Annotated in this window: 16 protein-coding genes; 4 read left to right on the top strand and 12 right to left on the bottom strand. The window is 62.9% G+C overall.

What is annotated here, in order from left to right:
- The first annotated feature begins 35 nt into the window (after positions 1–35).
- The 3 genes from ACQ4WY_RS07815 to bamC all read left to right on the top strand — a co-directional run bounded on the left by ACQ4WY_RS07815 (position 36) and on the right by bamC (position 2,845).
- Positions 36–608 (top strand): class I SAM-dependent methyltransferase, encoded by a 573-nt coding sequence (locus ACQ4WY_RS07815; RefSeq protein ID WP_436503513.1) that lies wholly within the window; start codon positions 36–38, stop codon positions 606–608.
- Positions 609–692: 84 nt separating this feature from the next.
- On the top strand, positions 693–1,571 hold the full coding sequence (gene dapA / locus ACQ4WY_RS07810; RefSeq protein WP_099666950.1) for a 4-hydroxy-tetrahydrodipicolinate synthase: 879 nt from the start codon (positions 693–695) through the stop codon (positions 1,569–1,571).
- Between the two features lie 80 nt (positions 1,572–1,651).
- Positions 1,652–2,845 (top strand): NlpB/DapX family lipoprotein, encoded by a 1,194-nt coding sequence (gene bamC, locus ACQ4WY_RS07805; protein ID WP_353660477.1) that lies wholly within the window; start codon positions 1,652–1,654, stop codon positions 2,843–2,845.
- Positions 2,846–3,015: 170 nt separating this feature from the next.
- Here the strand turns inward: bamC and ACQ4WY_RS07800 are convergent, their stop codons facing one another.
- The gene (locus ACQ4WY_RS07800; RefSeq protein ID WP_034783358.1) at positions 3,016–3,270 is read right to left on the bottom strand and encodes a hypothetical protein; all 255 of its coding nucleotides are present in this window, start codon (positions 3,268–3,270) and stop codon (positions 3,016–3,018) included.
- Positions 3,271–3,623: 353 nt separating this feature from the next.
- A complete protein-coding gene (locus ACQ4WY_RS07795; RefSeq protein ID WP_219114829.1) occupies positions 3,624–4,745 on the bottom strand; it encodes a cupin domain-containing protein in 1,122 nt (373 codons plus the stop codon).
- Positions 4,746–4,838: 93 nt separating this feature from the next.
- Here ACQ4WY_RS07795 and ACQ4WY_RS07790 point away from each other — a divergent pair, with 93 nt between their 5' ends.
- Positions 4,839–5,384, top strand: a complete 546-nt coding sequence (locus ACQ4WY_RS07790) for an FKBP-type peptidyl-prolyl cis-trans isomerase (RefSeq protein ID WP_034783360.1) — start codon at positions 4,839–4,841, stop codon at positions 5,382–5,384.
- A gap of 54 nt (positions 5,385–5,438) precedes the next feature.
- Here the strand turns inward: ACQ4WY_RS07790 and ACQ4WY_RS07785 are convergent, their stop codons facing one another.
- From ACQ4WY_RS07785 to cphA, 10 genes are all read right to left on the bottom strand, one after another.
- The gene (locus tag ACQ4WY_RS07785) at positions 5,439–6,482 is read right to left on the bottom strand and encodes a hypothetical protein (protein ID WP_436503512.1); all 1,044 of its coding nucleotides are present in this window, start codon (positions 6,480–6,482) and stop codon (positions 5,439–5,441) included.
- Complete coding sequence (mutS, locus tag ACQ4WY_RS07780) at positions 6,479–9,172, bottom strand: DNA mismatch repair protein MutS (protein WP_436503511.1); 2,694 nt, start codon at positions 9,170–9,172, stop codon at positions 6,479–6,481. The genes ACQ4WY_RS07785 and mutS overlap by 4 nt, the downstream gene beginning before the upstream one ends.
- Before the next feature lie 246 nt (positions 9,173–9,418).
- A complete protein-coding gene (locus ACQ4WY_RS07775) occupies positions 9,419–9,976 on the bottom strand; it encodes a hypothetical protein (RefSeq protein ID WP_436503510.1) in 558 nt (185 codons plus the stop codon).
- Positions 9,973–12,207: a protein kinase domain-containing protein gene (locus ACQ4WY_RS07770; RefSeq protein WP_436503509.1), complete on the bottom strand. Its 2,235-nt coding sequence runs from the start codon at positions 12,205–12,207 to the stop codon at positions 9,973–9,975. The genes ACQ4WY_RS07775 and ACQ4WY_RS07770 overlap by 4 nt, the downstream gene beginning before the upstream one ends.
- A 200-nt stretch (positions 12,208–12,407) precedes the next feature.
- Positions 12,408–13,730, bottom strand: a complete 1,323-nt coding sequence (locus ACQ4WY_RS07765) for an aspartate aminotransferase family protein (protein ID WP_436503508.1) — start codon at positions 13,728–13,730, stop codon at positions 12,408–12,410.
- A gap of 83 nt (positions 13,731–13,813) precedes the next feature.
- The gene (locus ACQ4WY_RS07760) at positions 13,814–14,701 is read right to left on the bottom strand and encodes a MurR/RpiR family transcriptional regulator (RefSeq protein ID WP_353660485.1); all 888 of its coding nucleotides are present in this window, start codon (positions 14,699–14,701) and stop codon (positions 13,814–13,816) included.
- A 44-nt stretch (positions 14,702–14,745) separates the two neighbouring features.
- A complete protein-coding gene (locus ACQ4WY_RS07755) occupies positions 14,746–15,057 on the bottom strand; it encodes a hypothetical protein (RefSeq protein ID WP_353660486.1) in 312 nt (103 codons plus the stop codon).
- A 142-nt stretch (positions 15,058–15,199) separates the two neighbouring features.
- Positions 15,200–17,884 carry a TonB-dependent receptor gene (locus ACQ4WY_RS07750; RefSeq protein ID WP_436503507.1) on the bottom strand — a complete coding sequence of 895 codons (2,685 nt, stop codon included), beginning with the start codon at positions 17,882–17,884 and terminating at the stop codon, positions 15,200–15,202.
- 227 nt (positions 17,885–18,111) lie between these two features.
- On the bottom strand, positions 18,112–21,258 hold the full coding sequence (locus ACQ4WY_RS07745) for an EAL domain-containing protein (RefSeq protein WP_436503506.1): 3,147 nt from the start codon (positions 21,256–21,258) through the stop codon (positions 18,112–18,114).
- A gap of 194 nt (positions 21,259–21,452) precedes the next feature.
- Complete coding sequence (gene cphA / locus ACQ4WY_RS07740) at positions 21,453–24,023, bottom strand: cyanophycin synthetase (RefSeq protein ID WP_436503505.1); 2,571 nt, start codon at positions 24,021–24,023, stop codon at positions 21,453–21,455.
- Between the last annotated feature and the right edge of the window lie 56 nt (positions 24,024–24,079).

Raw genomic sequence — 24,079 nt, 5'->3', positions numbered from 1 at the left:
AACTGGAAGTACGCAAATAATTGATGGAAGTACCGATGCAAGTAATTGAACCAACAATAGAAACTGAAGCGATTTCGGGCTGGGTGCGCCGCTGGGCGCCCCTGATCCCGGGCGGCGAAGTGCTGGACCTTGCGTGCGGCGCAGGCCGCCATGCGCGCCACCTGGTGAGCCTGGGCCACCCCGTGATCGCGCTCGACCATGATCCGGAAATGCTGGAAAAGGCGGCCGGCACGGGCATCACCACCTCGCTGGTGGACCTGGAAGCGCCGGGCGCCGTGTGGCCGTTCGCCCCCGGCCGCTTTGCCGGCATCGTCGTCACCAATTACCTGCACCGGCCGCTGCTGGAAGCCATGATTGCCAGCCTGGCGCCCGATGGCGTGCTGCTGTACGAAACGTTCGCTGAAGGCAATGAGCAATTCGGCAAACCGTCGAACCCGAAATTCCTGCTGAAGGAAGGCGAAATGCTGACCTGGGCGGTGCAGCACGGCTTGCGTGTGGTAGCGTATGAGGATGGGCGCGTGGAACAGCCAAAAGCTGCTCTGGTGCAACGAATTTGTGCCGTCCGGCCGGATTTTCCACGGTTGGCAGCCCTGCTGCCGACGTTTTGAGCGGCCATACTATGTCAGAATGCACCACAGGCGCGGGCTATCCGCTACAATCGTTGTTTTATTTATCGGCGCTATAAACTTACTATGATCAAGGGCAGCATTGTAGCAATCGTCACCCCGATGCACGCAGACGGCAGTCTGGACTTTCCAGGTCTGCGCAAGCTGATCGACTGGCATATCGCCGAGGGTACGGACGGCATCGTCATCGTTGGCACGACGGGCGAATCGGCAACAGTCAGCGTGGAAGAGCACTGCGAACTGATCCAGTTGACCGTCGAACATGCCAAGGGACGCATTCCTATCATCGCCGGCGCCGGAGGCAACTCCACGGCCGAGGCCATCAAACTGACGCGCTACGCGAAAGAAGCGGGCGCCGATGCTGTCCTGCAAGTGGTGCCGTACTACAACCGTCCTACCCAGGAAGGCATGTACCAGCACTTCAAGGCCATCGCCGAAGCCGTCGACATTCCCGTCATCCTGTACAACGTGCCTGGCCGCACGGTTGCCGACATGAGCAACGAGACCATCGTGCGCCTGTCCGCCATCCCGAATATCGTCGGCGTGAAAGATGCGACCGGCAATATCGGCCGTGGCATCGACCTGCTGCGCCTCGTGCCGGCCGACTTCGCCGTGTACTCGGGCGATGATCCGACGGCCATGGCGCTGATGTTCTGCGGCGGCCACGGCAACATCTCCGTGACGGCCAACGTCGCGCCGCGCGCCATGCACGAACTGTGCGTCGCAGCCATGGCGGGCGAGCGCGCCACGGCGATTGCCATCAATAACAAAGTTTTTCCTCTGCACCAGAAATTGTTTGTCGAGCCCAACCCGGTGCCCGTCAAATGGGCGCTGGCCGAAATGGGCCTGATGCCAGCCGGCATACGCTTGCCACTGGTACCGCTGGCTGAAAATTGCCATGCCACCGTGCGCGATGCCTTGCGCGACGCTGGCATCCTGTCTTAAGCCGAACTTTAAGCCCGGGCTTGACCAGTCCGGACCTTCCCTGATTCCAGCTGCTACTTAGCTTCTTATCCAGTTACGACATGACTAATTGCAAGAAAACCCAATCGGCGCCTGCCACCATCGCCGTCCGCGGCATCGTCATCGGCGCCGTCGCAGCCAGCCTCGCGGGCTGTGGCATGATCAGTTCGGTAGTCGGTGGCGACAAGGTCGACTACAAGTCGGTCAAGAAAGCCAGCACCCTGGACGTGCCGCCTGACCTGACGCAATTGCAGCAGGACAACCGTTACTCCTTGCCGGATGCAAAAAATGGCGTGGCCACGGCTTCCGGCTACAACGCGCAGCGCAATGCCACGGCCGGCGCGCCCGTCATCGTGGGCGCCGACGGCGTGGTGGGTGTCGTGCCTGTCACGGCAGGTGGCGTGAAGGTCGAGCGCGCGGGCAACCAGCGCTGGCTGGTCGTCAAGCAGTCGCCTGAAGTGCTGTGGCCGCAACTCAAGCAATTCTGGGAAGATTCGGGCTTTACCGTCGCCATCGACCAGCCCACGGCTGGCATCATGGAAACCGAGTGGAACGAAAACCGCGCCAAGTTGCCGCAAGACTTTATCCGCAACACCATCGGCAAGGCTTTCGATTCGATGTACTCGACCGGTGAAAAAGACAAGTTCCGCACCCGCGTGGAACGTCTGGCCGATGGTTCGACCGAGATCTACATCAGCCACCGTGGCGTGGAAGAGGTTGTCACGGGGCGCGACAAGGAAACCACCACCTGGACCGCGCGTCCGAACGATCCTGGCCTGGAAGCGCAATTCCTGGCCAAGCTGATGACGCGCCTGGGTGCGGCCAGCGACGATGCGCAAGCGAAGACAGCCGTCGATGGCGCCATCGTGCAGCCGCTGCACGCCAAGCTGGTGGGCGACGCCGCCACGCCGGCGCGCGGCATCGAAGTCGATGAAGGTTTCGACCGCGCCTGGCGCCGTGTCGGCCTGGCGCTGGACCGCGTTGGCTTCACCGTGGAAGACCGCGACCGTACGCAAGGCACGTATTTCGTGCGTTACGTCGATCCGGACGCGGTCAAGAAAGATGGTTTCTTCTCGAAACTGTTCAGCTGGGGTTCGTCGTCCGACAAGGATAAGGAAGCGCAGCGCTACCGCGTCCTCGTCAAGGCCGGCAATGGTTCGACCAGCCTGGTCAGCATCCTCAGCAACGAAGGCCAGCCGGACGTCTCGCCAGTGGCCGAGAAGATCCTGGGCTTGCTGAACGAGCAGCTGAAATAAGCAGGGTGATAGCGGCAGGTCGTAAAACCTGCCGCGCATTAAAAAGGCTGGCCCGGGAAACGGGGCCAGCCTTTTTTATTGCCTGCGTCCGGCGTTATATCCTACGGATAAAACGCCGGACGCAAAAAAGCCGACCCGAAGGTCGGCTTTCTCTAGTGCAGGGTGCTAAATTACTTAGCAGCCGATGCAGCAGCCGAAGCAGCCGAAGCAGCGTCGGTAGCGGCCGAAGCGGCAGCCGAAGCAGCAGCAGCAGCGTCGGTAGCGGCCGAAGCAGCAGCGTCAGCAGCAGCAGCTGGAGCAGCTTCAACTGCTGGTGCTGGTGCTGGGGTTTCAACTACTGGTGCTGGTGCAGGAGCTTCTTCTTTTTTGCTGCAAGCAGCCAGAGCAACAACCATCAGGGAGGCGATCAGCAGGGATTTTTTCATTTGTTTTCCTTAATTATTTCAAAAAATAAATCAATATTGTTGCGATGAATAATTACCGGTAATTATCGCTCGTTAGGTCGTCTTCGAAGGCTTTTCGTACCAGGTGGTGCCTGCCAGACAACGGAAACTTCCTAACCGAATATTATAGCGATTTTTGGTGCGTCGCAATAGGAGCAAGAGGCAAATTCGCAACTATTTTGTGATATCGCAATATTTGCCGAAGCAAATTGCAAGCAAGTGTAAGCGATTTGCGAAAGCGCGACAAAACGATATAGAAATAATATGTTTTATTGCGCCAACACAGATGCTGATATTTCACCTGCTGTAATACCACTTTGCTACGCCCCATTCATTCAGGCCAGTTCGATCCAGCCATCCTGATACCAAGTATATAAGGCATCCATCACGTCATCGGAAGCCTGGGCCACGGCGGCGCCATCGAGGGCGCGTTCGTTGGCCAGGGTTTCCAGGGCCGTTTTATCGGCCTTGCCAATGGCAAACGATTCGCCATTGATGAAGACATTCTTGCCACGATACAGCATCAGGGTCTTGCGCGACAACACGACGCCCTTTTTCTGTGCGGCGTCCGCGAAGCGGCCCACCGTCAGCGGCTTGGATAGCGGCGTGAAAAACACATTGTGCTTCGGTTCGGACAGGTGCTCGCCCAGGAAGATGGTCACGTCTTCTTCCGTGAAGCGCACCTTGTTCATTTCTTCCGTGATGGTGCTGAGCATTTCACGGGGGATTTCCGCCGGCTTGCCCGATGCTTTCAAGTCGGGATCGCTGTAGATGCCTGGCAAGTCGATCGAGTCGGCCATGAATTGCAGGAAAGCTTCGCCCAGTTCCTGGAACGTGGGCGAGCGGAAACCGATCGAATACGTCTGGCAATCGCCGATGGCCACGCCGTCGTGCGCGTAGTGGGGCGGCAGATACAGCATGTCGCCCGGTTCCAGGGTGAATTCTTCGTCGGGCGTGAAGTTGCTGAGGATTTTCAGCGGCAAACCGTCGATCAGGCTCAGGTCCTTCTGCGCGCCGATGCGCCAGTGGCGCTTGCCCTGACCTTGCAGCAGGAACACGTCGTAGGAATCGAAATGCGGGCCCACGCCGCCGCCATCGGTGGCAAAGCTGACCATCAGGTCGTCCAGGCGCGCGTCCGGCAGGAAGCGGAACTGGCGCAGCAGGGCGTCGGCCTTGGCGCTGTGCAGGTTGGCGCCCTGTACCAGCAGGGTCCATTCCTTCTGTTTCAGCGAGGGCAGGCTGGTCAGCGGACCTTGCTGCATGTTCCAGTGGCCATCGGCATGGCTGACCAGGCGCGATTCGACGTGGTCCAGGGTGGCCAGCTCGGCCAGGGCCTTGAAATCGAACAGCGCCTTGAAGCCGGGTACGGCTTGACGGATCAACAAGGGTTTTTTATGCCAGTAGTCGCGCAGGAATTGCGCCGGCGTGATATCGCCAAGGAGAGTTAATTTTTTCATGCGCCCATTATAACAACCGGAAATGCAGGAATGCGCCTGCCGTTGGCGGCGTGAAGGTATAATTTGCCAGCTTATACAATGAAAGGAAGCATAATGAAGATTGCCAAAAATACGGTCGTGACTGTCAACTACAAACTGTCAGACGCGCAAGACAATCTGATCGAAGACGGCCGTCAGCCGATGGTCTACCTGCACGGTGATTATGAAAACACCCTGCCGAAGATCGAAGAAGAGCTCGACGGCAAGGAAGTTGGCTATTCCAACACGATCCAGATCGAACCGGATGATGCTTTCGGTGAATACGATCCAGCCCTTGTCAAGGTCGAGCCGCGCAATCGCCTGCCTGAGCCGCTGGAAGTGGGCATGCAGTTCGAAGGCATGCCGGAAAGCGATTCGCCGGACGAAGAAGCGATGATCTTCACGGTCACCGATATCGCCGACGACAAGGTCGTGCTGGACGGTAATCATCCACTGGCCGGCATCGCGCTGCGCTTCTCGCTGACCGTCGCTGACGTGCGCGCAGCCACCGACGAAGAAATCGCCCATGGCCACGTGCATGGCGCACACGGCCATGACCATGGCGATGAAGATGATGAAGGCGAAGAAGGCGACCACTTCCGCACCCACCCGATTCATTAATACTGCTTCTTCCAGGCCGGCTACATGCCGGCCTGTTCGTTTGTGCCCCTGTTATTAACGGTGCACAGTCGACGCCTTGGCTCTTGCTTGCGCCGATGGCCGCGTAGCCCGTTGACGTACCTCAAAGAATGGCGTCTTGCCGGGGCGTACGGCGATGGCGGACCAGTCGTTGTCGATGCTGACATGGCCCAGGTTGCCTTTCCAGCTGATTTTCGGACCGCCTGCCTTGGCTGCGGCCTTTTTACTTTTCCCCTCCTTGCCGTCCGCGTCGCCATCGCGCTGCGTATCGACCAATAAGACCTTGCCGCTGAACTTCTTCGCCAGGGTGCGGATCTGCTTGCGCGGTCCGGCAAAGCCGTCCTGTTTCGAACTAAAGCTGGGCAGCAGCGAATTGTCGTCTTCATCGAGCACGCCCACGTCACCATCGGAGAACAGCACAATGCCGTCGAGCTGCTTGCGCTGCGCCATGGCGAACAGGCGCTGCAGCCAGGAGCGGTTGGCAACCAGGCGGTCTTCGAACTCGCTGTTGCGTCCCGCTTCCGGCAAGAAATGGTTGTTGTTCGCGGGCAGGTTGACGGTAGCAAACAGCACGCCACCGTATTCCCAGTGGGCGTTTTCCGCATAGCTGCGGAATTTCGCCGTCGATGACAGCCGCGACAGGGTCAGCTTGCGCTGGCCCAGGCTCTGGTCGTCTGCGAAATACACGTCGCGCAAGCGGTTCAGGCGTTCGATGGCGTTGACCCTGCCGCGCGAATTGCGGCAGTTGGCCCAGTCGCTGGCCGACAGCGAGACGATCAGCGGCGGGCCGCTGGCGTCCAGCAAATCCTTGCGCTGGCCATACAGTTTGTCGCTGCAGGACTCGCTGGCGGCCTTGATACCGGTGGCCACCACGAACGAGGCATTGAAGGCGCTGGTGTCGGCGATGGCTTTTTTCAGGGGGCCATCGTCGGGCCCGGCGTTGAAGGAATGGCCCAGCACGGCAAACTCGAAGCCGGCCTGGTCGACCTGGGCGGCCAGCGCCGCTTGCCACGGCAGGCTGGCGGCCAGCAAGCCGGCGGCCAGCAGGCACAGGCTAGCGATGCTGCGCCGCGTGGTCATGCGGCGGCCAGCCGTTTCAACTGGTACAGCTGTTCCAGCGCATCGCGCGGCGTGAGCGCGTCGGGATCGAGGTCGGCGATGGCGTCGAGCAAGGCTTGCTGTGCCGCGTTCAGTGCGGCCAGCGGCGCTGCCGCTTCCTCTTCTTCCTCTTGCGCATACGGATCGGCGGAGGGCAGCGCGAACAGGTCGCGCTGCGGCGTGGCGTCGAGCGCTTGCGCTTCCAGTCGCGCCAGGTGCTTGCGCGCGGCCTTGATCACGGGCTGCGGCACGCCGGCCAGTTGCGCCACTTGCAAGCCGTAGCTTTGCGAAGCGGGACCGGCCTGCACGGCGTGCAGGAAGACGATGCTGTCCTTGTGCTCGACGGCGGACAGATGCACGTTGGCGGCGCTAGGGTGGCTGTCCGGCAATTGCGTCAGCTCAAAGTAGTGGGTGGCAAACAGGGTGAAACTGCGGCTGCTGTCGATCAGATGGCGCGCGATGGCCCACGCCAGGGCCAGGCCGTCGAAGGTCGAGGTGCCGCGGCCCACTTCATCCATCAGCACCAGCGAGTGCTCGGTGGCGCCGTTCAGGATCGCCGCCGATTCCGTCATTTCCACCATGAAGGTCGAGCGTCCGCCCGCCAGGTCGTCGGTGGCGCCGATGCGCGTGAAGATGCGGTCGATGGGGCCGATGGTGGCGGAAGCGGCCGGCACGTAGCTGCCCACGTAGGCCAGCAGGGTGATCAGGGCCACCTGGCGCATGAAGGTCGATTTACCGCCCATGTTCGGGCCGGTAATCAGCAGCAGGCGGCGCTCGTTGACGAAGCGGCAGTCGTTGGCGATGAAGCGTTCGATCTGCTTTTCCACCACCGGGTGGCGGCCTTCGACGATGTTGATGCACGGCTCGTCGACCAGTTGCGGCGCGGCCCAGTTGTGCTGCTGCGCATGTTCCGTCAGCGCATTCAGGGTGTCGAGCTGGGCCAGGCCTTGCGAGATGGTCTGCAAGGTCCCAATGTGCGGCGCCAGCTCGGCCAGCAGCAGGTCGTACAGCAGTTTTTCGCGCACCAGGGCCTTGTCTTGCGCCGACAGGGCCTTGTCCTCGAATACTTTCAGTTCCGGCGTGATGTAGCGCTCGGCGTTCTTCAGGGTCTGGCGGCGGCGGTAGTCGTCCGGCACCTTGTCCGTCTGGCCGTGCGTGACTTCAATATAGAAGCCGTGCACCTTGTTGTATTCGACGCGCAGGTTGGCGATGCCCGTGCGCGCCCGTTCGCGCGTTTCCAGGTCGAGCAGGAACTGGCCCGCGTTTTCCGACAGCGCGCGCAATTCATCGAGTTCGGCGTCGAAACCGGTGGCGAAGACGCCGCCGTCGCGCACCATGGCGGCCGGCTCCTGCGCCACGGCGCGCACCAGCAAGTCCAGGCAGGCAACGGGCGTTGCCAGCGCCGTGTGGATGGCAGCCAGCAAACCGGTTTCGCCGCCCTGGCCAGGACCATAGCAGCGCACGACGTCGCCGCGCAGGGCCGGCAATTGCAGCAAGCCGTCGCGCAGGGCGGCCAAGTCGCGCGGACGCGCCGACAGCAGCGCGATGCGCGTGGTGATGCGTTCGATGTCGGGCACTTGCGCCAGGGTGGCGGCCAGTGGCCCCGCCGCTTCGCTTTGCGCCAGCGCGGCGATGGCTTCATGGCGCGCGCGCGCCACGTTCTGGTCGCGCCGCGCATGGTGCAGCCAATGACGCAGCATGCGCGAACCCATGGCCGTGCGGCAATGGTCGAGCAGCGAGAACAGCGTAGGCGATTCCTGGCCGCGGATGGTTTCCGTCAGCTCCAGGTTGCGGCGCGTGGCCGCGTCCAGGCCGATGAATTCGCTTTCCGTTTCCGTCGTCAAAGAGCGCACGTGCTGCAGTCCGCGTCCCTGCGTCGATTGCGCATAGCGCAGCAGCGCGCCGGCCGCGCCGAACGCGGCGCCCAGGCCATCCGCGCCGAAGCCCGTCAAGGTTGCCACGCCCAGTTGATCGAGCAGGGCCTTGTGGCCGCCGACCACGTCGAAATGCCAGTCCGGCACGCGGTTGATGTGCGTGCCCGCGTAGTCGTCGAACAGGTTGCCATTGTCGCCGCTCAAGATTTCGGCCGGCACGATGCGTTCCAGTTCCTGCTGCAATCGCACGGCCACGGTGGCGCTGTCGCCGGAAAACTCCATCAGCTTCAAAGCACCGCTAGCCAGCGACAGCCAGGCCAGGCCCGTCGTCACCGTCTTGCGCTGCGTGATGCTGCACATGGCCAGCAGCGGACGCTCGGCCTTCTCTGGCAGCAAGTCCGCATCCGTCAGGGTGCCGGGCGTGACCACGCGCATGACCTTGCGCTCGACGGGACCCTTGCTGGTGGCCGGGTCGCCGATCTGCTCGCAAATGGCCACCGACTCGCCCAGCTTGACCAGCTTGGCCAAATAGCCATCGAGCGAATGAAACGGCACGCCGCACATCTTGATCGGATTGCCGCTGGCCACGCCGCGTGCCGTCAGGGTAATGCCCAGCAGGCGCGACGCTTTTTCCGCATCCTCGAAAAACAGCTCGTAGAAATCGCCCATGCGGTAGAAGACCAGCATCGTCGGGTGGTTTTCCTTGATGCCTAAATATTGCTGCATCATGGGAGTAAGCTTTTCAGCCGAATTTTTCTTTGCCGCGGCGGCGTTGATTTCTTTTGGGACGGTGGTCATGTGTTCTTTGTCGTTGGTCCGGCGGCAGGGAAAGGCGTGCCTGCCGGGCTGTGGGTGGTGCTGTGTGCATTCAAGGCCGAGCCATGTGGCGGAGCTTGGGTTCAAGGCCGTCATTTTACCGCTTTCGGCGGGCGAGGCGGCGTATTGCGTACGGATGTGAAAAAGCCGCGCCGGTGGAGGTGGCGCGGCTAGGATATCCGGTATTGCTAATTGTTGGTCGAAAAGTATCTGTCGGTGGTGTACGGATTACATCTCGACGTGGCCACCCACCGATGCTTCTGGATCAAAACTGAAGACACGTAATTCCGGCAAGTCTTGCTCGCCGCGAATGATGCGTACAGTCAGCACAAACGAGAGTTCCCATCGGCCTTTGCTTTGGCCTACATCAAGATTGTGTTTCCATTCCTGGCGAATGCGGCGCAGATCGGGCAGGGCAGGGTCTGGCGGCAGTACATGGGACTCGAAATCCAGGGGCACCTGATACGTGGCGCCAGCGGCTTGCAGGAAGGGCGATGGCAGTGAGTAGCGAGTGGGTACATCGGGGCCGATCTGGGTCAGCTGGGGTACGCTGATGAGGCAGCAATCGACGATCTGAAATGCGGTGAATCCACTCTCCTTTGTGCCACAGCAATTGACTTCCAGGTAGACGTGTTGGCCTTGCTGGAAGTGCACACCGCCCATGTAGGGGCCGTGGCGTGGGTCGGCGCTGCCATCGCAGGAAGTAAATGCATAGTCGAGCTGATTGGTGATTTGGTCCGCATCAAAGTGAACCGATAACTTCATCCAGGGTTTTTCATACGTCATGTTTTCTGATTTCTTTCCATGTCAATAAGTAGCTTCTGGTAGCGAGCATCTCGCCGTAGTGTCAACAGATCGGGTGCGGATTCGATCAGGTTGATGGGGTAGCCGCGCTCTATGGCCTGTCGCAAAGCCGCCATCGCTTCGTCGCGCCTGCCTATCAGCTCATAGGTCAGCGCTGCCCTGAAATGGATGTCTGGCAAAGTTGGAGCAAGCTGGACGGCTTGCGCCACGTGCTTCAGCGCATCGTCTTGCGAGCCGGTGTACGCTGAGTACAGTGCCAGCCGCGAGTTGGCCTTGGGGTCGTTCGGGGAGCGCCGCAGAATGACTTGAATTAGAGTGATTGCACGTTGGTAGGAGTCACGTGATAGTTCGACCTGGCCGGGGATCCAGCGCTGAGAGTCGCCTAGATTGGCCCATAGCAGGTAATTACCCGGATTGCCTTTACCTTCCGAGACGGCATTTTTAAACGCCTGCATTGCTCCTAGATAGTCCCCCCGGTTAAACAGGGCGTTGCCCAGGTTGGTATACAGTTCCCAGTCGGGATGCACCTGTAATCCTTGTTGCAGGACTTCCAGGGCTTCATCACTGCGATTCAGGCGTTCAAGCGTGGCGCTGAGCTGAGCGTACGCATTGGCAACGTGCGGATCCATCTGTATGGCTTTTCGAAAGAGTTTTTCCGCTTCCGTGTAATTGCCTTGGTTGTAGTGCATCCGGCCCTTCATTGAAATGAAGGGCCGATCGTGCGGATATAGCGCGATGGCTTTGTCAAGTAACTGCTGCGCCAGGTCAAATTGCTGTGCATGGACGAGTAGACGGGTCTTGCCGTACATGCCCAACGGATTGTTTGGTTCAAGGTTCAATGCCGCAGTGATTGCCTGCATTGCTTGTGGATATTTTCCCTGCTGTTCAAGAACCCAGGCTTGCGCCACATGGGCAAGTGCCAGTTGATCGTCGGCTACCAATGCTTGTTTTGCCGCGATATCCGCGCGTTGCAGCCAGGTTTCATCGCGGCCGCCACCGATATAGCGCAAGGTGAAAGCCAGCGACAGGCCGGCATTTGCAGCAGCATGCTCTGGATGGTGTTTAAGCACCGCGCTGAAATGTTCAATGGCCAGTGTTTTACTGCTGTCCTGATCGAGCATGCGCAACGCCTCCATCCCCGCCGCCATGCTGGCCATTTCCGAATACGGCGCGGGCGCTTTTTCTCCCGTGACGAACGATTTGACGGCAGGAACGATATTGGGTAGCTGCCATCCCGCCAGTACGGCCAGCAGCGCCACGCCCGCGCCCCATTTCAGGGTGCGCTTGCGGGGCAGGCGGATGGAGACGGTGGCGGGCGTCTCTTCCTCCGCAGGCGTCTCGTCAGCAAGGGGCGTGGCCAACGTGAGCGGTTCCCCGCGCTGCGCCCCAATCGCCTCGCGCACATCGGGCATGGTGCGTGGCCGTTCGGCCGGGTCGTGCGCCGTCATCGCGCGCACGAGGGCGTTGATGGTGGGCGGGACGGTTTCCGGCAGGTCGGGCCAGGCTTCCGTCGCCTGCATGTGGGCGGCGGCCAGGGCCAGGCCGTTCAGGTGGGCGAAGTGGCGCTGGCCAGCCAGCATTTCGTACAGCATGGCGCCCAGCGCGTAGACATCGCCGCGCGTGTCGGGCAGGCGGCCCATCAGGCGTTCGGGCGCCATATAGGCGATCGTGCCCTGCAAGTCGCACAGGGTGGTCGTCTGCGTCGCTTGCGGGTCGATGTGGCGGGCCAGGCCGAAGTCGAGGATGCGTACCTTGCCGTTTGCTTCCAGCATCAGGTTCGACGGTTTCAGGTCGCCGTGCACGAGGTCCATGGCGTGCGCCTCGTCCATGGCGTCGGCGATCTGGTAGGCGATGTCGAGCGCCGCTTGCAGGTCAGCCTTGCCGCTGTGCATGAACTGGCCCAGGGTCTGGCCTTCGACCAGTTCCATGACGATGGACTGGCTCGTGCCCTGGCCCTCGATGGCGAAAATGCGCACGAAGGCCGCATGCTTGAGCGAGGCGGCCAGGCGCGCTTCATTGATGAGTTTTTCCGGATGCAGCACGTCGGCTTGCGGTTTCAAACGTTTCAGCGCCACGCTGCGGCACAGCTTGGCATCCCAGGCTTCGAATACATGACCGAAACCGCCTTCACCCAGCAAGCGGCGCACTTCATAGTGCCCGCTCATCGTGTCGTCTTGCAGTGGGGTCTGACGCAGGGAGTCGAGCAGTTCCATATACCTTGGCTTCAGAGTGCATCTACGTGGGCGTCCAGCATCGAAAAGGGCAATGCGATGTTTGAATGCTTAAGATGATTGATTATGAGTAACTTCCTGATTTAAAACGATTGTTTAGAATAAGTCAATTAATATTGGCAAGGAGTGAACAAAAGTTACTGGCAGAGTCCTTAGCGCGATTCTGCCGCAGGCATGCGTGGCTACATCACGCAGGCATCGATGGCCGTGCCCAGCTTGTCGACGAGCTCATCGACGTGGCTGGCGTCGATGATGTAGGGCGGTGCCAGCAGGATGTGGTCGCCGTGCAGGCCGTCGATGGTGCCGCCCATGGGATAGCACATCAGTCCGTTTTGCATGGCTTGCGCCTTGATGCGCGCATGCAGGCGGCGGGCCGGGTCGAACGGCTGCTTGCTGGCGCGGTCCTGCACCAGTTCCAGGCCCAGGAACAGGCCGCGGCCGCGGATGTCGCCCACGTGCGGATGGCTGTCGAAACGCGCATGCAGCCGCTCCTGCAGCAAGCCGCCCATGTCGCGCACATTGGCCAGCAAATCGCGTTCCTCGATCTGCCGCTGCACGGCCAGGGCGGCGGCGCAGGCCGTGGCGTGGCCAATATACGTGTGGCCGTGCTGGAAGAAGCCTGTACCGGCGCGGAGGGTGTCGCGGATGTCTTTGGATACCATGACGGCGCCGATGGGCTGGTAGCCGGCGCCCAGGCCCTTCGCGATGCAGATCAGGTCGGCCGTGATGCCTTCCTGCTCGCAGGCGAACAGGCTGCCCGTGCGTCCCATGCCGCACATGACTTCGTCGAGGATCAAGAGGATGCCGTGGCGCTGGCAGATCTCGCGCATGCGCTGGAAGTAGCCGGTGACGGCGGGCAGGGCGCCGGCCGTGGCGCCGACGATGGGTTCGGCGATGAAGGCCATGACCTTGTCCGCGCCCAGTGCGGCGATATTGTCTTCCAGTTCCTGGCCCAGGCGCGCCACGTAGTCGCCATCCGTTTCATGCGCCTGCTGCTCGCGCCAGGCGTAACACGGGGAAACATGGGTGACGTCTATCAGCAGCGGCTCGAACTGCTGGCGGCGCCAGGCGTTGCCGCCCGTGGCCAGCGCGCCCAGGGTGTTGCCGTGGTAGCTCTGGCGGCGCGCGATGACGTGGCGGCGCTGCGGCTGGCCCCGTTCGACGAAATACTGGCGCGCCAGCTTGAGCGCGCTTTCCACCGCTTCCGAGCCGCCCGAGACGAAATACACGCTGTCGATGCCGCTTGGCGCCCTGGCGACGAGGAAATCGGCCAGTTGTTCCATCGGTTCGCTGCTGAAGAAGGAGCTGTGCGCGTACGCCATCGTGGCAATCTGCTGCTGCACGGCGGCGATCACGGCGGCATCCGAATGGCCGAGGCAGGAGACGGCCGCGCCGCCGCAGGCATCCAGGTAGCGCTTGCCACCCGCATCGATCAGGTATGGGCCATCGCCACCGGCGGCGACGGGATAGCTGGTACTCAGGCTGCGGTGGAAGACATGGCTCATGGCATCGCTTTCTTATCGGCAAGGGGGGGATGGCCGATTATAGGATGCGGTGCACGCTATTGCAACGTTTGATGTATTTGTTTTTATTTTGCATCATTTGATGTTTCTGCGTAGGCACCCAGCGCCCGCAATTGCTTTTCCGCCGCGCCGATGGCTTGCACGGCGTCCGGCCCCGCGCGCGCCACCAGCAATTCCACCAGGCTTTCCACGGCGGCCACGCCGGCCACGATGGAGGGGAAGAACGAGGGGCTGTCGACGGCGATGACGATGCTGGCGTCAGCCTGCAGGGCCAGCGGCGACATGGCGCTGTCGCTGATGGCGACCACCTGGCAGCCGGCCTGGCGCGCCGTCTGCGCCACCAGCAGCGCTTCGTTCGAATACGGCGCGAAGCTGACGACGACGACGGCTTCGCCCGCCTGCAGGGCGCGCAAGTCCATTTCCAGGGTACCGCCCTGGCCGCTCAGCAGCTGCACGCTGGGGCGCAGCAGCCGGTACAGATAATGCAGGGTGTAGGCGATGGGGTGGGCGGCGCGAAAGCCGGCCACATGCACGCGGGGCGCCGCCTGCAGCAGGCTGGCAGCTGCCTCCAGGGCGGCGTGGTTGGCGCCTTCCGTGGCGGCCAGGTTGCGCTGCTGCACCGTGAACACTTCGGTGACCAGGTCTCCGTCCTTGCCGGCCAGCGCGCCCGCCTTCGCCGCGTAGCCGGCCGGTCCGGCGCGCAGGCGTTCGACAAAGATGGCTTTGAGTTCCGGCCAGCCGGCAAAGCCCAGCTGTTGCGCCAGGCGCACCAGGGCGGCCGACTGCACCTGCGCGCGCGTGGCGATGCTGCGCATCGAGGACACTGCCACCTCGTCCGGGTGGTCGACCAGGTAGCGCGCGCCGGCCTGGAATTGCGGGCTCAGGTCTGCATGGCGCGCCTTGATCAGGTCCATCAGTGCCGCATAGGAGTCGTGGGGTGTCGCTGCCTGCATCGCCGTGCCTCAGTTAATAGGTTGCGGCGATGGTACAGGATTCGTCAGCGCGCCGGTAGCGGCGCGCCTCGCGCCAGCGCGGCCGTGCGTGGACGCAGGCGGGAAAACAGATGCGGCCCGGTCGGTTTGCGGCGCGGTCCCGTTGTCAGCACGCGCAAGGCGGTGGGCAGCGGCACGTCGTGGCAGTGCAAAAACAGGGCGGCGGCGCCCGTACCGGCCATTTCCTGCAAGGCCAGCGCATGTTCCACCAGCGCCGCCGTGCGCATGTCGAGCCGCACCGGGATGTCGGGTTGAAATAATTGTCTGTCGACTTGCCGTGCCTCGCGCATGCTGTCCCCGCCGGGTTCGCTAGTCAAGCTGCCAGCATAAAAGCGCCCCGGCGGCGCCACTTTGCGCCAGATCACTCCACTGTCGGATAGATTCCTCAGTGCAAAAAAAACGCCAACCGTTGCCGGCTGGCGCTGAAACCCTCGCAAGGAAGAAAGGGTGGGGGACTGGTTAGTAGCTCCAGCGGACTGAGATACCGACAACCTTGTCATAGCGCCGCACATCGCGCACATAGTCCGGCGTGTCGTGGTAGTCGCGGTAGGTCGAGTCGAGCAGGTTGTTGGCGTCCAAAGTCACCGTGGTGTTCGGGTTGAGCTTGTACGAGACCGACGCGTCCAGGGTCTTGGTGGGTGCCACGGTCAGGTGGATGCCCTTGCCACGGTAGTTGTAGTCGTCGACGTACTTGTCGCGCCAGCTGTAGGCCAGGCGCGCCGACCACGGTCCCTGTTCGTACAGGCCGACGATATTGGCCGACCACTTCGACATGCCCGTGAACGGATGCACGCCGCCATTCAGTTCTTCCAGCTCGCCCGTCATGTAGGTGGCGTTCGCCTGCAGGCCCAGGCTGCTCATCCAGCCGGGCAGCTTGTCGTAGAACTGCTGGTAGGCCATTTCCACGCCTTGCAGATGGCCCTTCGAGGTGTTGCGCGGGCGCGTGATGTCGTACTCGATGCCGCCATACGTTTCCTTGGCTGAACCGGACAGGATGTAATTCTTGAAGTTGTGGCGGAACACGGTGGCCGTGACGGAACCCGTCTGCGCGAAATACCATTCCAGCGCCGCATCGAGGTTCTTGCCTTCCACGGGTTTCAGGTCGGGATTGCCGCCGCTGCCTGTCGGGCGCACCATCTCCAGGCTTTGACCCAGGGTCACGCCGGGATTGAAGTCGGCGAAGTTCGGGCGCTGCACGGCCTTGCCGGCCGTCAGGCGGGCGATCAAGTCCTGGCGCAACATGGCTTTCAGGGTCAGGCTGGGCAGCACGTCCGTATCCGAAGTCTTCACGCGCACCGGCGTGACGATGCCGTTTTGCGAGGAATTGCCTTGCAAGTCCTGCTTGGTCTGCACCACGCGCACGCCCAAGGTACCGTCGACTGGCACTTGCGCCAGGTCAAAGCCGATGCGCGCCTTACCGTAGATGGCATTGGTTTTTTCCACATCCTTGAAGTGAGTCATTGGATCGTCCGGGCTGCGCTCGCTGCTGCCCGTAAACAGCTGGCGCAGCGTGTCCGTGTTGTTGAGCATGAAATCGCGGCACGGCGTGAGCCAGCTTTGCAGGCCGAAGTTGCCCGTGTTTTTGTGCGAGGTGCAGGCCAGGCCGGGCAGGGCATCGGCAGTCATGATCGACGTCAGCCCGCCTTGCACGTTCTTTTCGCGGATTGATTCGGCCTTGCGCTTGGCCAGGCGCACGCCGCCCGAGAATTCGCGGAAGAAGCCCGTGCTGTCCATGTCGTAGGTGACGTCGCCACGCCAGTCGGTTGAACTGCCTTCGTCGTGGCTGTGGTTATCGTAGAAGCCGAGCAGGGTGTAGTTCTTCGGATCCGTCATGTTGTAGCCGGGGTAGCTGATCTGCGCGCCGCCGTTCACGTTCGTGCTGCCGATGATGCTGGTCGGATGGGCGAGGAAGTCGAGGATGGGAAATTCGCGCTCGAAATTGCTGACCGTGCGCGCCAGTTCCGTCGTGGCGCGCAGCTGCGGCGTGATATCCCAGCGCGCGCCGATGGCGCCCTGCGAGCCGATCGAGCGGTCGCGCCGCGCTTGGGTCGAACCGAGCGTGAATGGCGACCATGGGCCGTCGATCTTGCCCACCGTGGCTGCCTGATTGGTGCCGGGGATCAGTGTGATGTCCGGGTTCTGGCCCCACGGCAGCGAACCGACGAAGAACTGGCTGTCGAACGCGTGCTTGATCAGGGTCGACATGCCTTCCGCATACACTTCCACCTGCGAGTTCGGGCGCCACTGGAAGGCGGCGTTCGCCGCATAGCGCTTGCGGTCGCCCACGGTCGGGATCATGCCGACGGAATCGGGACCCGTGATATTGCCCGCCTCCGGGCGCTTGACGGGTTCGGCGTTCCAGATCGTCTCGTCATAGTATTTGCTGCGCTGGTAGGACAGGCCGAGCAGGGCGCCGAATTCGCCGTACTGCGTCTTCCAGCGGTTCGAGATCATGCCGCTGACGTTCGGGTCCGTCGAGCCGGACTTGTCGCGGTGCTCGGCACGCACGTTGCCCGATGCCGTAAAACCCTTGAAGTCGAACGGACGGTTGGTGCGCACGTCGACCACGCCGGCCGTGCCGCCTTCGACCATGTCGGCGCCCTGCGATTTGTACACGTCCACGCGCTGCAGCATGGCCGTCGGAATGTCGGCCAGGTACAGGCTGCGGCCCACGGACGTAAACATCTCGCGGCCATTGAGCAGGGTCACCACGCCGGGCAAGCCGCGGATGATGACGGAACCCGCCTCGCCGCCTTCGCGGCGGATCTGCACGCCCGTTACGCGGCCGAGGATCTCGGCCACGTTCTTGTCGGGGAATTTGCCGATTTCATCGGCGACGATGGAGTCGACCACCTGGTCGTTGTTTTTCTTGATCGTCTGTGCGCTTTGTGCTGCCCTGCGCACGCCCGTGACGGCCACCACGGCGATGCCGGCATTGTCGGCTGATGCCGCCGGTGCTGTCGCTACCGTTTCTACCGCTTCTACCGCCTCCGCCGCCGGCGTGTCCACGGCAGGCGCCTGTTGCGCCCAGACGGAAGCGCTGCTCAGCAGGCCGGCGCCGGCCAGGGCGGCCACCGTGGCCTTCAAGGTCAATCGTGTGTTTTGCCTGGGCGTGCGGGTGCCCGTTGCCATCAATTGCTTCATCTTGTCTCCACCTGTATTTTAGTTATGTTGAGAACGCTGCGGCAGTCGCCGCCAGAGCTGGAACTTGCTCAGAAACATGGTAGGTTGGAATGACTTTTCCCCACAAATGACTTCTTTTGCGATGTCAATACCAATTCCGGTATCCCTGCTGAGTTCATGCGCCCTGGCGGCGCACCGCGCGTTGTCGAATCCGGCGCGCACGCGTTGCAGGCGCTCCACAGGAGGTGTCAGGCGGCGCAGGGCGTGGCGCTTTGCGCCAGCCAGGCCATGAAGTGCGCCTGCGGCATGGGGCGGGCAAAATAGTAGCCTTGCAATTCATCGCAGCCGGCGTGGCGCAGCACGTCGGCATCGGCCGCGCTTTCCACGCCCTCGGCGGTGACCGTCAAGCCCAGGGTGTGGCCAAGGCCGATGATGGCTTTCGTCACCGCCAGGTTTTGCGGCGAACCGTGGATGTCCTGCACGAAGCTCATGTCGATTTTCAGCTTGTCGAGCGGGAAGCGGCACAGGTAGTTCAGGCTCGAATAGCCGGTGCCGAAATCGTCGATCGACAGCGCAAAACCCAGTTCCTTGATGGCGTGCAGGGTGGCGATGGTATCGTCCACGTTGTCCATCAGGATAGACTCGGTCAGTTCGAATTCGATCTGTCCTGGCGTGACGGGAAACTCGCGCAGCACTTCGCGCAAGGTCGCCACCAGGCCGCCGCTTTTCAACTGGATGGCCGACAGGTTGATCGACACGGCGATGTCGCCTGCGCCCGCCTCGCGCCAGACCACCTGTTGGCGGCACGCTTCGCGGATGACCCACGCGCCGATGGAGACGATCAGGCCCGATTCCTCGGCGGCGGGTATGAAACTGTCGGGCGCGATCAGGCCGTGCTGCGGGTGCTGCCAGCGGATCAGGCTTTCCACGCCATTCAGGCGCTTGCTCTTCGCATCGATGCGCGGCTGGTAATGCAGCACCAGCTCCTGCCGTTCGATGGCGTGGCGCAGATCGCTTTCCAGGTGCAACTGCTGCAACTGCTGCTCCTGCATCTGCGGCGTGAACATGCGCGCGTGATCGCGCCCGCCACTCTTGGCCTGGTACATGGCCGCATCGGCGTGGCGCATCAGGGTATCCATGTCGTCGCCGTGGTCCGGGTAGATGGCCACGCCCACGCTGCACGAGACATACAGCTCGCTGCCTTCCACCAGGTGCGGCTGGCGCATGGCCGGTATCAGCCGCGTGTCGAGCAGGGCGCCGATGGATGCTGTATCGCCGATGCTATTGAGGATGACAACGAATTCATCGCCGCCCAGGCGGCTGACGGTATCGCCTTCGCGCACCAGCTGCAGCAGGCGCGCCGACACCGATTGCAGCAGCGCGTCGCCCACGTGGTGGCCCAGCGCGTCGTTGACATGCTTGAAGCGGTCCAGGTCGACGAACAGCACGGCCACTTTTTCGCCGCTGCGGCGAGCTTGCGTGATGGCTGCCGCCAGGCGCAGTTTTGACACGTGGCGGTTCGCCAGCCCCGTCAGCGCGTCGTGGTGGGCCATGTGCTCGATCTGCCGCTCGCTGGCCTTGCGTTCGCTGATGTCGAGCGAGCTGGCGATGAAATGCGTAGTGACGCCATCGAGGTCGCGCACGGCGTTCATCACCAGCCAGGCCGGATAGCTTTCCATCGACTTGCGCTGCACGCGGATCTCGCCCTGCCAGTAGCCGCGCCGCGCCAGGGTCCGGCGCAGGCTGTCGAGCTGCTCGGGACTGTTGTCGGGCGCGAGCAAAAAGGCCGGGCGCTTGCCGATCAGCTCCACCATGTCGTACAGCGAATGGCGGCGGAAGGCCTGGTTGACGGTGATGATGCGCATGCCGGCGTCCATCACGATTAGGCTTTCGGCCGATGCCTCGAATACCTTGGCCCACAGTTCCAGGCGCGACTCCATCAACTTCATCTTGTTGATCGGCGTGAAGGTCGACAGCACGGCGCGCTGGCCCTGATAGTCGATCAGGCGCGCGGAAATCAAGGCCCAGGTGGGCGTGCCGCCGCCGCTCCAGCACACCTCGAATTCATCGACGGCGCCCAGGTCGCTCAAGCGCTGGAAGAAGCGCGAACGGGCCTGCGGACGCATGCCGTCCACCCACGGATCCAGTTCCAGGCCGCCCTGCCACGCGTGCGCGGCCTGATTCGCGTGCAGCACCTGGTGATGCGGGATCGAGGTGACCATCAGCGGGATGGGAATGGCGTCGACCAGCTGGCGCTGCGCATCGGCCGCGCTGGCGCGCGCCACCAGTTCCTGCTGCGCCATGCGCTGGAAGTCGAGCTGCTGCAGCATGGTATTGAAGGCGCTGACCAGGCGCCCCGTTTCGTCCTCGCTGTCCCAGACGGCGCGCAGGCTATGGTCGCCCGTTTCGCGCACCTCCTGCGCCACGCGCGCCAGGCGGCGGATGGGCAGGGCGATCTGGCGCGCGACGAAAAACACCAGGCCCAGTATCATCACCAGCAGCAGCACGGCCGTGCCCAGGTGCAGCCACATGCGCATAAAAAAGCCGTCCACGCGCAGCTGGATCAAGCGGTGCAATTCGTTCTCCGCCTCGCGCCAGGCACGCTGCAGGGCTGCGACGGCCGCCGCATCATGCTTTGCCAGGGCGGCCCTGACGGCCGCATGGGAAGGCGCGCTGGCCAGCGCCTGGGTACTGGCGCGTAACTGCGCCACGGCTTGCTGCAGGGCCGCGCGCGAGCCGTCCAGGTGTTGGCGCAGCAGCGGCGTGCTGGCCGCGAACGCTTCCGTATAGTCGCTGCCGATGCCGCCCATGGTGGCGTCCATGCGCCCTTCCAGAATCAGGAACTGGGTCTGCAGGCGCTGGCGCTGCGCGCCTTCGGCCGTGGCCAGTTGCAGGGCCAGGGCGCGCGTGCTGTTGATCACTTCCAGCAGTTCCGGAAAGCGCAGGATCACCAGCGACATCGTGTAATAGCTGTCCAGGTCAGGGTCGAGGATCAGGTTGGATTGGTTGCCCACGCGCGTGAGCAGTGCGCGCCCGGCGACGAAGGCGGGCGAGGGCGCGATGCTGTCGTCCGGCGCAGCCGGAGTACTAGCTGCCTGGCGCAGCAGGGTGGCAAATTGCGCATTCAGTTCGGCGCTGCGCATGCCCGCGCCGAAGCTGCGTTCGGCCTGCTCCACGGCTGCCGCTTGCGCGCCCGGTTGCGCCGTGCTGCGCGTCAGGGGCAGCAGCGCATCGCGGACCGCGGCGATGTAGTCATTGCCCGCCATTTCCTTGCGCGAGAAATCGATGGCGATGTATTTTTCGTTGATGAGGATGCCGGAAATGAAGATGACGGCGGACAGATCGAGCAAATAGATCAGCGCCAGTTTGCGCCCCACCGTCAATTTCCCGATCATGCGCGAGATTCTGCCCACCATGCGTGCCCCACCTTCTCGTCAGCCCATTTTATGTTTTCTTATGAGCAATTTTCATGCCTGAATTTACAAGCTTGCAAGGGGACTTTTGCACCATGCCGGTGCGCGGAGGGAGGCGGCGCGCGCCCATAAAAAAGGCGGCCCGCAGGCCGCCCTTGTATGCCGTCAGGCTGCGCTTACGCTTCGGCGACGCGCTTGGCGATGTGTGCCAGCGCTTCTTCCACCTGGTCGATCAGGATCAGGCACAGATCGCCTTCGTTCAAGCGCGCCAGGGCCTTGTCGATGGCGACGAATTCGCCGTTGATTTCATCGATATGGCTGGTGCGCTTGGCGCCGTTCAAGCCTTGGCGCAGCAGTGCCACCACTTCGCCGTCGGCGCGGCCGCGCTGGCACTGGTCCTGGTACAGCAGCACGTCGTCGAAGGCGGCGCCGAGGATTTCCGTCTGCTGGCGAATGTCTTCGTCGCGGCGGTCGCCGGCGCCGCTGATGACCACCGAACGGCGCTTGGCCGGCATGCTTTCCACGGCCTGCACCAGCGCCAGGATGGCGTCCGGATTGTGGCCGTAGTCGGCGATCAAGGTGGCGCCCTTGTAGTCAAACACATTGAAGCGGCCCGGCGCATTGTCGGCTTCATTGGCAAAGGTTTTCAGGCCCAGCGCGATGGTTTTCCAGTCCAGGCCCACGGCCCAGGCGGCGGCCAGCGATGCCATGACGTTGTCGACCTGGAAGCCGATGGCGCCGTTGCGCGTGATCGGCACTTGCGACAGGGCGATTTCATGGCGTTCCTTGCCCTGTGCGGCGACCAGCTTGCCGTCTTCCACGTACACCACGCGGTTGCCCTGCGCGCGGTGCGTGGCCATCACGGGATGCGTCTTGTCGGCGGCGAAGAAGGTCACCGTGCCGCTGCAATTCTTTGCCATGCGCGCCACGGCAGGGTCGGTGGCGTTCAGGACGGCCACGCCGCTGTCAGCCACGTTCTGCACGATCACGCGTTTCAATACCGCCAGGTCTTCCACGGTGGTGATGTAGTTCAGTCCCAGGTGGTCGCCCGCGCCGATGTTGGTCACCACGGCGACCTGGCAGCGGTCGAAAGCCAGGCCTTCGCGCAGCATGCCGCCGCGCGCCGTTTCGAACACGGCCGCGTCCACGTCAGGGTGCAGCAGCACGTTGCGCGCGCTGCGCGGGCCGCTGCAGTCGCCGCTGTCGATCTGGCGCCCTTCGATGTACACGCCATCGGTATTCGTCATGCCCGTGCGCAGTCCGGAGGTCGTCAGCAGGTGGGCGATCAGGCGCACGGTGGTGGTCTTGCCGTTGGTGCCCGTAACGGCGACGACGGGAATGCGGCCATCGTCGCCCTCGGCGAACATGGCGGCGATGATGGCTTCGCCCACGGGACGCGGCTTGCCGAACGACGGCGCCAGGTGCATGCGCAGGCCCGGTGCGGCGTTCACTTCGACGATGCCGGCGTTCTGTTCTTCCAGCGGTTTCAAGATGCTCTCGGAAACGACGTCCACGCCGCAGATGTCCAGGCCCACCATGTGCGCGGCCGCGACGGCGCGCGCCGCCACTTCCGGGTGCACATCGACGGTGACGTCGGTGGCCGAGCCGCCAGTCGACAGATTGGCGTTATTGCGCAAAATCACGCGCTGGCCCACGGGCGGCACGGATTCGGCCACATAGCCTTGCTTGGCCAGGCTGGCCAGGGCGATGTCGTCGAAGCGGATTTTCGTCAGCGAGGTGGCGTGGCCGCTGCCGCGGCGCGGGTCCAGGTTGACCTGGTCGACCAGTTCGCGCACCGTGTGCTGGCCGTCGCCCACCACTTGCGGCGGGTCGCGGCGGGCCGCTGCCACCATCTTGTTGCCGATGACGAGCAAACGGAAATCGTGGCCCGGCAGATAGCGCTCGACGAGAATGTCGTCGCGGAATTCCTGCGCCGCGAGGAAGCCGGCCGTCAGCTGTTCGCGCGTGGTGACATTGACGGTGACGCCCTTGCCCTGGTTGCCATCTTTCGGCTTGACGACGACGGGCAGGCCGATCTCGCAGGCGGCGGCCCAGGCGTCATCCGCGTCGATGGCGACACGGCCTCGTGGCACCGGCACGCCGGCCGAGTCCAGCAGCTTCTTGGTCAGTTCCTTGTCTTGCGCGATGGCTTCGGCAATGGCGCTGGTGCCGTCCATTTCGGCGGCCTGGATCTTGCGCTGCTTGCTGCCCCAGCCGAACGTCACCAGGCTGCCTTCGGTCAGGCGGCGGAACGGGATGTTGCGGGCCACGGCGGCGTTGACGATGGCGCCCGTCGAAGGGCCCAGGCGCACGTCTTCATCGAGTTCCTGCAACTGGTGCAGGGCGCCGGCCAGGTCGAACGGCGCATCGTCGAGCGCGGCGCGGCATAGCTGCTGCGCCAGTTCCAGGGCCAGGCGGCCGACGGCTTCTTCCGAGTATTCGACGACGACCTGGAAGATACCCGTTTCCAGGGTCGATGTGGTGCGGCTGAAGGTGACGGGGCAGCCGGCTTGCGCCTGCAGGCCCAGCGCCGCCAGTTCCAGCACCTGCGCCATTGGCGCGGCGTTGTAGTTGCCCAGCGGTTGCAGAGGGCTCAGTTGCGGAAAGCGCGCGCGCAGGCGGGCTTCGAAGCCGGGCAACTGGGCGATGTCGAGTTCCTGCGTGGTGCAGGAAACAATGGCTTCCACGGCGGTGTCGTGGCTCCAGAGGTTAGGGCCACGCAAGGCCCGTACGCGAGATACTTCCATAATTAAACCGTAATCCTGTTGTGTTCTTGTGGGCCCGGCCGAAGCCGGGCTCGAGT

It is taken from the genome of Janthinobacterium salmonicoloratum, from assembly GCF_051380845.1.
GTDB classification, from domain to species: Bacteria; Pseudomonadota; Gammaproteobacteria; order Burkholderiales; family Burkholderiaceae_D; genus Janthinobacterium; species Janthinobacterium lividum_F.
This window is presented reverse-complemented; position numbering and strand designations above follow the sequence as displayed.

Excerpts from the sequence above, each read along its gene's own strand:
- ACQ4WY_RS07800 (WP_034783358.1), bottom strand. The coding sequence starts at position 3,270 with ATGAAAAAATCCCTGCTGATCGCCTCCCTGATGGTTGTTGCTCTGGCT.
- ACQ4WY_RS07770 (WP_436503509.1), bottom strand. The coding sequence starts at position 12,207 with ATGGAACTGCTCGACTCCCTGCGTCAGACCCCACTGCAAGACGACACG.
- ACQ4WY_RS07750 (WP_436503507.1), bottom strand. The coding sequence starts at position 17,884 with ATGAAGCAATTGATGGCAACGGGCACCCGCACGCCCAGGCAAAACACA.
- ACQ4WY_RS07760 (WP_353660485.1), bottom strand. The coding sequence starts at position 14,701 with ATGCAGGCAGCGACACCCCACGACTCCTATGCGGCACTGATGGACCTG.
- ACQ4WY_RS07815 (WP_436503513.1), top strand. The coding sequence starts at position 36 with ATGCAAGTAATTGAACCAACAATAGAAACTGAAGCGATTTCGGGCTGG.
- cphA (WP_436503505.1), bottom strand. The coding sequence starts at position 24,023 with ATGGAAGTATCTCGCGTACGGGCCTTGCGTGGCCCTAACCTCTGGAGC.
- bamC (WP_353660477.1), top strand. The coding sequence starts at position 1,652 with ATGACTAATTGCAAGAAAACCCAATCGGCGCCTGCCACCATCGCCGTC.
- ACQ4WY_RS07795 (WP_219114829.1), bottom strand. The coding sequence starts at position 4,745 with ATGAAAAAATTAACTCTCCTTGGCGATATCACGCCGGCGCAATTCCTG.
- ACQ4WY_RS07785 (WP_436503512.1), bottom strand. The coding sequence starts at position 6,482 with ATGACCACGCGGCGCAGCATCGCTAGCCTGTGCCTGCTGGCCGCCGGC.
- ACQ4WY_RS07765 (WP_436503508.1), bottom strand. The coding sequence starts at position 13,730 with ATGAGCCATGTCTTCCACCGCAGCCTGAGTACCAGCTATCCCGTCGCC.
- ACQ4WY_RS07775 (WP_436503510.1), bottom strand. The coding sequence starts at position 9,976 with ATGACGTATGAAAAACCCTGGATGAAGTTATCGGTTCACTTTGATGCG.
- ACQ4WY_RS07745 (WP_436503506.1), bottom strand. The coding sequence starts at position 21,258 with ATGATCGGGAAATTGACGGTGGGGCGCAAACTGGCGCTGATCTATTTG.
- mutS (WP_436503511.1), bottom strand. The coding sequence starts at position 9,172 with ATGACCACCGTCCCAAAAGAAATCAACGCCGCCGCGGCAAAGAAAAAT.
- ACQ4WY_RS07790 (WP_034783360.1), top strand. The coding sequence starts at position 4,839 with ATGAAGATTGCCAAAAATACGGTCGTGACTGTCAACTACAAACTGTCA.
- dapA (WP_099666950.1), top strand. The coding sequence starts at position 693 with ATGATCAAGGGCAGCATTGTAGCAATCGTCACCCCGATGCACGCAGAC.